Below are 12,482 nucleotides of genomic sequence, written 5' to 3' on the forward strand. Positions count from 1 at the left end.
GCGCAGGCTCTGTAAGGCGTGCGGGAATCAACAAGGGGTGCGGGAAACAGAGTCGCGGTGGTGCCGGCGTGGCGGGATTGGCCGGGCCGACCGTGTGGGTGGTCAGGGGCGGGGGTGGGTGCCGGAGCGGACCTCGGTGGTGGTGCGGGAGAGCATCTGGCGGACCTGGGCGGTCATGCGGGTGGAGTCGGTGGGCTTCACGCTGAGGATGCGGTCGCCGAAGATTGCGTAGCGGCCGTCGTCGGCGAAGTCTGTGATCTGGAAGTCCTTGCGGCCGTTGGTGTGCCGGTTGTCGGCGCTGCCCCACGGGTAGACGGCGATGTGGAAGGTCGCGGTGGTCGGGCGGTTGAAGAAGCGGGCCAGCTGTTCCTTCGGGCCGACGACCCAGGGGTCGCGGACGTGCCCGGCGGGACGCTCCAGGTCTTCCATCGGAATGGACAGCGGTTTCCCCTGTCCCGCAGCGCATTCGGGAAGCAACGCGATCAAGGCGGAGGCGAGGCGGTCGGCGGGGAACAGGGACAGGTGCACGTCGCCGCCGACCCCATCGTCCGGGCCCGGATCCTGTACGAGGAGCACCCCGTACCCGTCGTGCACGGCGCCGTGCATGCGGATCCTGTGCTCACGATTGCGACCGCGGAACCCGGCCACCTCGACGCGGACCTCCGGTTCGAGCAGTATCCCGCAGGCACGTTCGAGATCGTCGTCCAGCTGCTGCAATACGGTGCGCGCGACGCGCTGCCGGGTGCGGTGCACGTCCTCCAGCGTGGGTTCGGCGAGGAACCGATGCACCAGTGGGTACGGCAGCACATCCCGTCCCGTGGAATCCCACAGCACGCGGAATTCGACCGCCTCGAACCGCCACCGTCTGTCACTGCTCATTGCCGAACCCCTGCACCATCACTCATCCGCCGCCGGTCGCGGCGAATCCACCTGCTACGACGCACCTCTGCGTATTCGTACCTCCACCGCCGACCGCGCCGACCGGCAGGTCCATCCGATGCGGGCTCCGAAAGCCGTGCGGCACATCGACTCTCGCATCCAGACGGCATGACTTCCGTCATTCACCGAGGACGGGGGGCACGTTCTTCGGAAGGTCAGGGATGCCGGTCAGCTCGTCGCCGTGCTCCTGCGTGATCAGGTAGTCCGGGATGCCCTTGTTGCGTTCCTCTTCCTTGTCGCCCTGGCCGCGGCCCGCGGCGCCGGGGCCCATGCCCGGCATGCCACCGGCTCCGGGACGGCCCGCCGAGGCCGCAGCACGCCCCGCACTGCCGGACGCCGAACCCGGTTGCGCCGCAAGGGGAACGCTGGTGCCGACGCCACCGCCCGATCCGCCTGTCCCGGCCGAGCCGCCGCCCAGTCCGCCGCCGCCACCACCGACACCACCGCCGCCGACACCGCGCGGCCCGGACGCGCCCGAAGACGCGTTCGGATCCACGCCGGAGGATGTCGTGGCGGAGGCGGGGTCGGTACTCGTGCCCTGGCCCGAATCCTCCGAGCCGGTGGACTGGCCGCTGTCCGTCGAATTCGACTGCGGGTTCTCGGAATTCGGATCCTGCGCGCCGGAATCCTGTCCGGCCGGATTCGTCGCGCCGTTACCGTTCGTACCTCCGGTCGAGTTCGGGCCGCCGGTGTTTCCGCCGGGTGTCACGGGTGGCGGCTGGTCGCCGGGTGTTACGGGCTTCTGCTCGTTCGGCTTCGGGATGACCGGGACGTTGGTATCGCTCTCGTGGACCACGGGGGCATAGACGGTCGTGAGGACGCGCTTCGCCTCGGTGTAGGCGTTGTAGTACGCCGAGTCGTCGTTCTTCCATCCCCGCCCGGCGATGAGGTGCCGGACATTGCTCATGCCCGATCGGTGCTCGGGCACATGGGGCACAAGGTCTTTCGTGGGCTGCAGACCGGTCCGCAGTTCTTCCAGCTTGTTACCGGTCAGCGTGGCGGCCTTCGAGACCTGGGAGGCCTGGGTCGTGTAGTCGGTGACCGCCTGCGCGGCGGCATTGCGCGCCTCGCCGCGCCAGATCTCCTCGCTGGTGGCCTTGGTCATCGCCTGCTGGAAGGTCTGCAGCGAAGTGGTGTCCTTGGTTCCGATCTGACGCCAGGCCGCGATGAGGTCGCCGACCGCATTCAGGTCGATCTTGTCGACCTTCCCGCGCAGAGTTGCCAGGTCGTGCTGTTCGAAGTTGTCGGTGCTGTTCACCGACCGGGGGCGGAATGCGCCTTCGAAGCCGATATTCGTGGCCCCGGCACGGACGCTGTCCCGCTGGCGGTTGTACCGGTCCTGCACGTCGCCGGGGTCGGTGTCGTCGGGGACGTCCTCGCCCGCGATCCAACTGGTCAGGCCGTGGCGGATGGTCGGGAACGTGAAGTCGGGGATGCCGAAGGTGGGGTAGGTCATGATCTACCCGCCCGTCTGGGTGATAGCACCGGCGTTGGAGACGTCCTGGCCGGTGAGGCGCTTGATGGAAAGAGCCATGACCTCGCGCATGTTCTTCACGGTGTCGACGTGGTCCCTGATGATCTGATCGATCGAGTTCGGTTCCCCGACAGCTTGTTTACGGAAGCCAGTCTCCAATGCATGGCCCATATCGAAATCACCGAAACCGGAGACACGTTGAGTAAGCGCAGCGAGTTGGATCATGCCTTCCAGATCGGCAATCCTCTGGTCGCAGGCGGCCAGACATTCACGGGCGGCAGCCTCATCGTCCAGATACAGATCCCCAGCACGAGCTTGTTCGGCTAGCTGCTGCCATTTCTGTAAGTCGTCACCGCTCATGTTGCCCGTCCCCTCCCTTTGAATTCATTTCGGCAGTATCGGAACCAGTTGATCGCCTACACGGCCCAGAAGCGCGCACGGGTTTTCCGGGTTGTCGAGTGATGCCCTATTGATGAGCGTCAACTCGACAGCGCCCTGGGTTGCCGGGAACACTACGTCGCAGGTCAGATCTTTGGTTCCCCCGTTTACGCGAAACTGTCGGCCTGCACGCCCCGCGACTACCACGTCCTGCTGCTCGACGTTGCCTTCCTTGTTCACGATCTCATCAGCAGTTCGCTTCCCAGAAAGCACGCTGAGCGTGTACTGCTTACCCTTCCAGTTACAGATCTCCCACCCGCTCTGGTGGACACCCGCGATCCCGCTCTCCTCGGTCTTCGGATCCACCCCCGCCCGCACCAGCGCATCATCCGGAATCTGCGTGCACGGATCCCACAGCTTCGCCTCGGCAGTGGCCGTCGCGGAGCCCGATGTCCCGTTCCCGCCCCCGTCGTTGCAGGCCGCCATTGCCGGGACCATGGCCGCCAGCAGGAAAATCGCAAGTCGGCGTGCCACTGTCCGCCCCCTTCAGCTAGATCATTGCCGCATCTGGACCGCTCGACCTTACCAAACCAGGTTGTCCGATGCCGATCCACGATGATCACCCCGTCAGGGCCTTGTGACCTGCGAGGAGCCTGGTGTGTAGGGATCGGTGGGAGACGGGTGGAGCACCGTCCGCTCCGGACGTCTAGATCCAGCGCGATGCCAGTTCGGGCCGCCCGAGTTCGGCCCAGAGCACGGTGCGGCCGCCGGTGCGGTATTGCCCGCAGCGGGCGCTGATCCGCTCCACGTACTTGCTGATCAGATTTCCGGAGCCCGCAATGGCGGCGGCATTCTCGACGGAATCATGCAGTTCTACGATCAGCCTTCCCGCGGAGACCGCGCGCAGTCGGACGCTCATTCGTGTCGGATATCCGAGATCGCAGGCATCGAGGGCGGCGACGAAGCAATTCGTCATTTCCCGGACCGCGCGTTCGGCATCGACCAGCACATCGCCCCACTGCCATTTGAACAAGGTATTCCGCACGAACATGGCGGTCACGGGAACCGCGGTCGGCTGCGCCGAGAGGTCGATCCGATCGGCGCCCGCACCGGGCAGCGTCCCCGGCGGGGGCAGCCCGCGGGCGCTCCCCACCCTGGCCGCGATATGCGCGGCGACCTTGGTGAGTTGTCCTGCGAGCACCGCTATTTCGCGGTCGCCGAGGCCCCGCATCGCCGCGTCGAGCGCGGAGCACTCGCAGGCGCTCACCCGGCGAATGTACTCGAGCAGGTCCTCGTTCCGGGCGGCCCCGTTCACAAGTACGCCCGTTCACGGCAACCAAGAGTCCGTGCAGCCCCGTTCACCGGCATGCCCCCTTCACGGCAACCAAGAGTCCGTACAGCCCCGTTCACCGGCATGCCCCCTTCACGGCATCCGAGAGTCTGTGCGGCCTCGTTCGTCGGCATGTCCCCCTTCATGGCAACCGAGAGTCTGTGCGGCCTCGTTCATCGGCATGTCCCCCTTCATGGCAACCGAGAGTCTGTGCGGCCTCGTTCATCGGCATGTCCCCCTTCATGGCAGCCGAGAGTCCTTCGCGGCCAGCACAATCGGGGGTACAGCGTCCACACGTCCACCGACTGCCGAACCACATCCATCCATCCGCCGAGATGCAGCGACGACGGCACGACCACCAGCCCCGTACCGGACAACCCCAGCGAGGAAACGAGCAGCGGAAACCATGCGTCGGAGGGCTCGACGAACACCGCTCGCAGGTCCCACTGCCGGTCCACGGCCATAGCGCGAATATCCGCGACGTATCCGTCCGCCGAGGACCGCGCGATATCAAGGCGCACAATGCCGTACGCGCGTGGATTCATCGCATTACCCCGACGCGTTCTCGACTACCCGAAAGCCGCTGGCGCCCGGTAGACCTCCGACGCGGCGAGCGGTTGTCGATCGAGTTACCCGGCCTGAGCGGACACAGATCGCGGGCTGGTGGCACTGGTCGGCCCGCCACCACGAATCGTGACCGCACAGGCCGGGCACTTCATGACCCCGCACGGTCAGCTCCCGACATGGGGAGCGTCGGCGGGGATCATTCGGTTCGCCTGTACCAGAACGGATTTGGCGTACCGGAGCGCTGGGCAGGTCGCTACCGGGCATTCCTTGTGCACCTGCATCACCGCATGGGCTTGCGCGACGGTCCAGTTCCGGCCCGGCGGGGGTGCTTCGTGCGTCATCAGCACCGGATGGGCTTGTTCGGGCAACATTTTCGGTCGGCCTTCCTCGGGTGGAAGTGCTTCGGCGGTCCCGGCTTTCCGACCACCGAGCACGTGATAGATGTTGCCCAGGTCACAATGGAGGAGGAAGGTAAGCACTACGCAGGCGTCAGCAATCGGTAGCAACAGGCAGGCAGGGGTGCCGTGGCGGATGTGACGATGTGGACCGGGAGGCACGTCAAGGCTCTGCGGGACGCGACCAGAAAGACGCAGCAGCAATTGGCGGACGAGCTGACGTGTGCGCAGCGCACGGTGAGCTTCTGGGAGAGCCGACCCGAGGCGAATGTGAGTCTCGGCTTCCAATCGCACCTGGACAGGCTTCTGATCAACGCGGACCATGGGGCAAAGAGGCGTTTCTACGAACTGACGGGAGACCCGGACGTGAACCGGCGAGACTTCCTGGCCTCGACTGCGGCAGTAGTTGGCATGTCGGCCCTGCGGGGTGAGGACACACCCGTGGTGAGCGCTGACGCGATCGAGCACCTTCGAACCACCGTCCATTCGGCGGTCCAGCTGGACGACAAGCTCGGCTCGAGTGCCGCACGCCCGATCATCGAAGCACAGGCCCAGACGTGTACCGCACTGCTGCGCGACTGCCCCGCGAGCCTGAAACCCGCGCTGCAGTCACTGACCGGCGAAGCCACCGCGAGCACGGCGTGGGCAGTGTGGGACCAGGGCGATGTGAAACGCGGCGACGAGCTGTTCCAACTGGCCTACCGGCATGCGGAGGAGGCCGGAGACACCAATGTCGCGACCGGAATCCTCTGCTATCGAACGAAATTGGCCGTCGCAACACATCAATATTCGCGTGCCGCCGACCTGGCGGATGCGATGCTGGTGATACCCGTGGACGACGGTCGCGTCATCGACTTCCGAAGGCTGTGCGCGGCAAAGGCTTTCGCAACGGTTGGCCGAAATCACGACGCGTGGACGCAATTGGACCGTGTCACCGACGATTACGCCGAGCAGACGACTCCGGACGAGTCGTACTGCTACTACCAGTCACGGTGGGCCACCGGTAAGACCACCGCGCAGTGCCTGGCATTATCCGGGGAGCTCAATGCCGCAGCTGATGCGGTGGAGGCCACGCTGCCGCTGATCCCCGCGCACATGAAACGCGATCGAGCGAAGGGCAGTCTCGATCTGGCACAGATCATTGCGAAGGTCGACATCGACCGGGCATGCGAGGCAGCACACGAGGCAATCGACCTCACTCGAGGGTGGACCTCGTACCGCGTCCGGCAGCTGTACGCCGATGCCAGGGCTCAAATGAAGCCTTGGGCATCCACCCGCGCGGTCCGCCAACTGGACGACTATGCAGCGGGCGTCCTCGCCTGACCCTCCCCCACCCGTCGACCCACAACAATCCAGCAGGCCGCCTATGCCGCGTGCGTCCTCGCCTGACCCTCCCCCTCGTTGACCCACACCAATCCGGCAGGCCGCCTACGCGGCAGGCGTCCTCGCCTGCCCCCACCCTCTTCGACCCTTCGTATCCCGCTCCGCACCAGGCACTTCGGCCGCCACTCGATTCCGGGCAGTCCGCACCGATCAGCCTTCTGGTCCGCCCCCAGCCCGCGCCCTTCGACCAACGCCGAAACCTGTCAGACCGCTGATCCCTTGGCCCGCTACCGAACTCGAGATCTCAGCCCTTCGACCACGCGAGGGGAACGTGGCCCTAATCCTCACAGCCCGCTAAAGAAGCTCGACCTCATCGAACCCGACGGTCAATCGATGCCTCCGCTCCCGCAGCACATTCCCCTCACGGTGCGCGATCCCCTCACCGAAGTCGATGCGTAGCTTGGCTTTACGCGTGTCGACTTCCCGCACAACCCCGCAGATACCGTTGAACGGCCCCTCCGGGATGTACACGACATCGCCCGGCACATATTCGGAACTCCCCACGCGCAGCACGCTACACCCCTCAGGGCCTGCACACCGCCGACTGCGAAGGCCCGCCGATCTGTGACCACAGCCCGCGCGGGAACAGGATTCCGTACAGCGAGATGTCCAGGCGGCAGATGTAGGCATCCGCGTACGCGCCGTTCTGGGTGAAACGGCCGATGTCGGACAGGATCGAGGGCAGGTCCACCGCGGCCTGGTCGAGCTTGGCGCCGTTGTCGAGCAGCAGCGTGAGTGCGTCGCGGACCGAGGTCTGTGCCGGGGCCAGCTTGGGCTGCACCTGGTCGATGGTCCGCACCAGGGTGTCGGCGGTGGTGGCGATCTGCTCCGTCGACGACAGCAGCGACTGCCCCTGCGCGTACAGGCCGCCGACGAGCGCACGGGTCTGGGTGATCAGCGTCTCGAGCTCGTCGCCGCGCTTGGCCAGCCCCTGCATGATCGCGCTGAGGTTGGTGATGACGTCGGCGAGAATGGCGTCGCGACGGTGGAAGTCGGCGGCGACGGCGGCGGCCTGGGTGATGAACGCGCTCAGCGACACCCCGTCGCCCTGCAGCGCCATGATCAGCGTGTTCGACAGGTCGTTCACCTGTTCGGGCAGCAGGTTCTCGAACAGCGGCTGAAATCCGTTCAGCAGGCCCGAGATATCGAAGGACGGCTCGGTCCGCGCCAGCGGAATCGCTCCCCCGGGCCGCAGCTCGGTGCTGCCGGGATCGGTGCCCGGCGCCAGCGCGACGTAGCGCTGGCCGATCAAATTCTGGTACCGCACCAGCGCCTTGGTGTCGGTGTACAGCGTCTGGTTGCGCTGCACCTCGAAGCTCACCCGCGCTACGTGTTTCCGGGTCGCCTCGTCGCGGGCCAGGCCGATGCCGGTCACCTTGCCGACGCGGACCCCGGCGATGCGGACATCGTCGTTCACGCGCAGACCCAGCACGTCGCTGAAGGTGGCCGTGTAGCGGTCGGTCGGACCACTCACGTTGCGCGCCAGCGTATTCCAGATGATCGCCGTCACCAGGATCGAGACCAGCGCGAAGGCGCCGAAACCGAGCAGCGTCTTGCGGACGCCGCGCATCAGCCGAGCCCGCCCGGCACTACCGACACGGCTACGAGCACCCACGCCTCCTCGAACTTCCGATGAATCCGAATCCCTGGCAATGATCGGGCAACCTGCTGCCGGGGCAGAGTACCCGGCAGCGGCGAATTCGGGTTCCCGGCACGCCGATTCAGCGGCGGGCAGCCCAGACCGCGGCCGCTACCGCGAGCCCGCCGATACCGGCCGCGAACACCGTCACGGCGGCGAACAGCGAGCCCGCATCGGCGAGGAGACCGACCCCGATGACGGGAAAGGCCACGCCGCAGTACAGGCAGACGTTGAACGCGGCGGCCAACTCGGCCCGGCGATGCGGCGGCGCGATCCGATTGAGCTCGGACTGGGCGCCGAGGAATGCGAGGCCGAGCCCGATTCCGTCGAGCATCGCACTGGTGCCGAGCCACGCCGCGGACCGGGCGGGAAAGGCGAGTACGAGCGCCGCCAGCCCGGCCGCCAGCAGGAGCAGCCCGGCCGTCTGCGCGAGGCGAGGACGTATCGAACGCAGGGTCAGTTGCGTGGCCGCCGCGGTGGCCAGCATCGCGAAGGCGACCGCGCCGAGGATCGCGAGGTTGCGGGTGCCCAGCAGTTCCACGGCGTAGGACGGCACCACCGAGGTGTAGAGCGCGCCGACGGACCAGGCCGCGAAGACGGTGATCCCTATGCGGGCGAAGGGGATTCGGATGTCGGCGGGGATGCCCGGCCGACGGGCGGCGGTCTGCGGCCCGGCGGGAGCGCCCGGCAGCCCGGCGGCGGTCTCCCCGGCCGGCGACACGGGCCAGGCGCCGACGGCAGCTAGGCCGAGCGCCAGCACCAGCAGCAGGCCGGATTCGACCAGGTAGCTCAGCGCGAACGGCGCGGACAGGTACTGCGCCGCCAGCCCGCCCAGCAGCGGACCGGCCGCCCCGCCGACCGCGACGGCCGATGTCGCGAACAACGCCGCCCGGTGGTGCCGGTCCGGCGCGTGGCCTTCGCCCTCGAGACCGGCGCTGGCCGCGCACGACAGGGCATCCAGTTCGACCAGCGCCGCGGTGGCGGCACCGGTCGCGGCGCCGACCGCCACGCCCTGCACAGCGCGGCCCGCCAGCAGCCATCCGGTCCCGGTCGCCGCGGCCAGCGTGCCCGCGCCGAGCGCCGCGAGGACCAGGCCGAACAGCACCAGGCGCCGCCGGCCGAAGCGGTCGGCCAAGCGGCCACCGACCAGCAGCGCGGGGATCAACGCCAACGCGTAGACGGCGAAGATCACGGTGAGCATCGTGTCCGACAGCCCGAACCGGCCCCGGTACAGCACATACAGCGGCGTCGGGATTTCGGTGCCCGCGATCAAGGCGCACAGGGCGGCGGCGGTCAGAAAGAAGGCGGCCGGGGTGTGGGTCGGGGCATCCGGCGGGGCGGTGGTTGTTCGTGTCGGCATGCCGTCGACTGTGCTGATCTTGTTTGCGGCGGTCTGGCCGCATTCGGACATGTCGGGGCGGTGTCCGGATGTGTCCGATCCCGCCCCCGCGGCGCGGCCATCATGGGGATATGAGCACCTTCACCGGAGTCGTCACCACCGGGATCTACTGTCGGCCGGGGTGCGGCGGCCGTCCGAAGCCGGAGAACGTGCGGGTGTTCACCACGGCGGCGGCGGCCGAGGCCGCGGGGTATCGGGCGTGCCTGCGATGCAGGCCCTACCGGGGCGAACCGCCGGTCGGGCCGCCCGGATCGGAGCTGGTGTGCCGGGCGGTGGGGCTCATCGTCGACGGGATGCTCGACGGGTGCGGCGAGGCCGAGTTGGCCGCTCGGCTCGGTGCGTCGGCACGGCACCTGCGGCGCCTGTTCGCCGACAGCCTCGGCATCACGCCCGACCAGCTCGCCCGGTCGTCCCGGGTGCACTTCGCCCGCCGACTGCTCGACGACACCGATCTCACCGTCCTTGACGTGGCGTTCGCTTCCGGGTTCGGCAGCGTCCGCCAGCTCAACCGGGCCTTCCACGAAAGTTTCCACGCCTCCCCCACGGCACTGCGGAAACGCCGCCGGTCGACCGACCGCCTCGTCGCCGACGGCGGGCTGCTGCTGCGCCTGAGCGACCGACAGCCGCTCGACTTCGAGCCCATGCTCGACTACCTCGCCGAGCGCGCGATCCCCGGCGTCGAGCACGTCGACGGCGGAACATATCGGCGCACGATCACCGTCGACGGCCACCCGGGGGTGCTGGAGATATTCCGCGGCCCCGACGGCAGCCTGCTCCTCCGAGCCCACCTCCCCGACCTACACGGTCTGATCCACCAGGTGCGCCGTGCCCGACACATCTTCGCCCTGGACCGCACCACCCCAACACAGCCGACCGAGGACCACGCCAGCAATACCCCGCTACGACAGCCGCCAGGCACCTGGGACGCCTACGAAACCGCCGTACGAACCTTGGTCGAACAAGGGCTCGCCCAGCAACCAACCCGCCCCACCCACACAAGGCCGAACCGCCCCGACCACACAGCAACGAGCAACCTCACCCCTGCCGAGACAAGCCAACTCAACCACACAGGCAGGAACCAGCCCGACTACATAGCCACGAACCAGCCCAACAACCCAAGCGCGAATCCGCCCGACCACATAGACACCAACCAACGCGACCACACACCCACCAACCAGCCCGACCACACCACCACGAACCAGCCCAACAACCCAAGCGCGAATCCGCCCGACCACATAGACACCAACCAACGCGACCACCCAGATGCCCCCGGACTCGACCACGCGAGCGCGAATCCGCTCAACCACACGGCCACCAACCAACGCGACCACCCAGATGCCGGACTCGACCACGCGAGCGCGAATCCGCTCGACCACGCGGGGACCAACCAGCCCGACCATGCGGGGGCGAACCAGCTGGTGGGCCGTATCGTTGCTCGCCACGGCACCGCGGTGCCCGGGCTGGCGCCGCTCGGGCTCGGGTATTTGTTCCCGCCGCCGCGCGCTCTCGCCGAGGCCGACCTCACCGGGCTGGACCTGCCCTCCGAAATCGCGCGCACTGTCCAAACATTCGCGCGCGCCGTCGCCGAAGGCGACATCCACCTCGACCGAACCCAGCCCCTCCACACCTTGCTCACCACCCTGACCGGGGTCCCCGGCATCACCCCCGCCACCGCCCACTACATAGCTTCCCGCCTGGGCGAGCCCACCACCATCAGCCCACCACCTACCGGTCGGCAGAGCCCCAACTCCCGCACCCCGCACACGTTCCCGCACCCCGTACAAGCGGTTGTAGAGAGTGCGAGAACCAATACAGGGTGCGCGAATCTGCGCTCCGCCGACCAGTAGGTGGTCACGGCGCGCTGGTCCCGAGTTCCCGACACGGTGATCCCCGAGTTCCCGATGCAGTGGCACCTGATGTCGCGACGCGGCAGTCCCCGAGTTTCCGGCGCGGTGGCCCCGAGGTCCCGACGCGGCAGTCCCCGGGATTGCGGCGCTGTGGTCCACGAAGGCACGGGGTGTGACGGTCCACCCCGTACTCCCGGTGGCTGGTCCCGTATTCCGGCGTGCTTGTGGCCGGGATCCACCTCCGACATGTGCGGATTTCGGCCAAAAACGTGCCGGAATGACGAGCCACCGGTCCGGCATGACGGGCCACTGTGCCAGCATGACGAGCCACTGTGCCAGCATGACGAGCCACTGTGTCAGCATGACGAGCCACCAGACCGGGATCACGAACCACCGCACCGGAATCACGAGCCACCAGACCGGCATGACGGGCCACCCGGACCGGAATCACGAACCACTGCACCGGCATGACGGGCCACCACGCCGGAATCACGAACCTCCGGACCGGAATCGCGCGCCGCCGCACCGGCATGACGGGCCACCGCACCGGGATCACGAACCTCCGCACCGGCATGACGAACCTCCGCGCCGGGATCGCGAGCCACCGCGCCGGAATGATGGACCGCGGTGGCGGGGCGGCGGGTGGTGGGGAGAATTGGCCATGTGCCGCGCGATCCGGCTTGGTTCGCGAAGATGCTCGGCATGAGTGCCACAGTTCTTGCCATCGACCTCGGGAAGACCAAGTGCCGGGCGTCGCTTCGTATCGACGGTTGGGAGAAGCAGCGGGCCGACGGGCCCGGTGCGCCGGGGCTGGCGGCTGCGGGGGGCGTCGATGCGGCCGTCACCGCCATTCGGGCCGTTATCGATCGAATCGAAGCTCCCGCAACTCCTTTCGTGGTGTCGGTGGGTGCTGCGGGAGCTGCCGCGGCGCCGGAGGCACGGATGCGGCTCGCACGGCAGCTGGCGGGATTGCCGAACGTGGCGGGGGTCGCGATCACCTCCGACGCGGTCACCGCGCATGCCGGGGCGCTCGGCGGCGCGCCCGGCGTGACGCTGACGGCCGGGACCGGCGCGGTGGCGACCGCGATCGACGAGGCGGGCGCGTTCACCCGCGTCGACGGCTGGGGACCG

11 protein-coding genes and 1 pseudogene are annotated in these 12,482 nt (G+C 67.9%); 3 read left to right on the forward strand and 9 right to left on the reverse strand.

The features are described from left to right. Positions 1-102 precede the first annotated feature (102 nt). The 6 genes from NM1_RS04835 to NM1_RS41910 all read right to left on the reverse strand — a co-directional run bounded on the left by NM1_RS04835 (position 103) and on the right by NM1_RS41910 (position 4,666). The gene (locus tag NM1_RS04835) at positions 103-879 is read right to left on the reverse strand and encodes an ESX secretion-associated protein EspG (protein WP_068014344.1); all 777 of its coding nucleotides are present in this window, start codon (positions 877-879) and stop codon (positions 103-105) included. A 178-nt stretch (positions 880-1,057) separates the two neighbouring features. Continuing rightward, positions 1,058-2,395 (reverse strand): hypothetical protein, encoded by a 1,338-nt coding sequence (locus NM1_RS41900; RefSeq protein WP_068014345.1) that lies wholly within the window; start codon positions 2,393-2,395, stop codon positions 1,058-1,060. Between the two features lie 3 nt (positions 2,396-2,398). Next, positions 2,399-2,773: a hypothetical protein gene (locus NM1_RS41905; RefSeq protein ID WP_157123839.1), complete on the reverse strand. Its 375-nt coding sequence runs from the start codon at positions 2,771-2,773 to the stop codon at positions 2,399-2,401. Positions 2,774-2,797: 24 nt separating this feature from the next. Beyond that, entirely contained in the window at positions 2,798-3,325 is a 528-nt protein-coding gene (locus NM1_RS04850; RefSeq protein ID WP_084519168.1) for a DUF3558 domain-containing protein, read from the reverse strand. 172 nt (positions 3,326-3,497) lie between these two features. After that, complete coding sequence (locus tag NM1_RS04855) at positions 3,498-4,058, reverse strand: hypothetical protein (protein WP_147289029.1); 561 nt, start codon at positions 4,056-4,058, stop codon at positions 3,498-3,500. Positions 4,059-4,312: 254 nt separating this feature from the next. After that, positions 4,313-4,666 carry a hypothetical protein gene (locus NM1_RS41910; protein ID WP_147289030.1) on the reverse strand — a complete coding sequence of 118 codons (354 nt, stop codon included), beginning with the start codon at positions 4,664-4,666 and terminating at the stop codon, positions 4,313-4,315. A 561-nt stretch (positions 4,667-5,227) separates the two neighbouring features. Here NM1_RS41910 and NM1_RS04860 point away from each other — a divergent pair. Then, entirely contained in the window at positions 5,228-6,406 is a 1,179-nt protein-coding gene (locus NM1_RS04860; protein WP_484203126.1) for an NsdA family TPR-like regulatory protein, read from the forward strand. Positions 6,407-6,760: 354 nt separating this feature from the next. On the opposite strand, the gene NM1_RS04865 is transcribed toward NM1_RS04860, so the two are convergent. From NM1_RS04865 to NM1_RS04875, 3 genes are all read right to left on the reverse strand, one after another. Further along, positions 6,761-6,979, reverse strand: coding sequence for a KOW domain-containing RNA-binding protein (locus NM1_RS04865; protein ID WP_246011442.1), 219 nt, complete (start codon positions 6,977-6,979; stop codon positions 6,761-6,763). Positions 6,980-6,989: 10 nt separating this feature from the next. Continuing rightward, positions 6,990-8,036 carry an MCE family protein gene (locus tag NM1_RS04870; RefSeq protein WP_068014359.1) on the reverse strand — a complete coding sequence of 349 codons (1,047 nt, stop codon included), beginning with the start codon at positions 8,034-8,036 and terminating at the stop codon, positions 6,990-6,992. Positions 8,037-8,187: 151 nt separating this feature from the next. After that, positions 8,188-9,465, reverse strand: coding sequence for an MFS transporter (locus NM1_RS04875; RefSeq protein WP_068014364.1), 1,278 nt, complete (start codon positions 9,463-9,465; stop codon positions 8,188-8,190). 110 nt (positions 9,466-9,575) lie between these two features. Between NM1_RS04875 and NM1_RS43485 the strand changes: the two genes are divergently transcribed. Then, positions 9,576-11,351, forward strand: a complete 1,776-nt coding sequence (locus NM1_RS43485) for a helix-turn-helix domain-containing protein (RefSeq protein WP_068014361.1) — start codon at positions 9,576-9,578, stop codon at positions 11,349-11,351. A gap of 702 nt (positions 11,352-12,053) precedes the next feature. Continuing rightward, positions 12,054-12,482 (forward strand): annotated as a pseudogene (locus NM1_RS04885) (ATPase); the annotation flags it as partial.

It is taken from the genome of Nocardia mexicana NBRC 108244, assembly GCF_001613165.1.
Lineage (GTDB): Bacteria > Actinomycetota > Actinomycetes > Mycobacteriales > Mycobacteriaceae > Nocardia > Nocardia mexicana.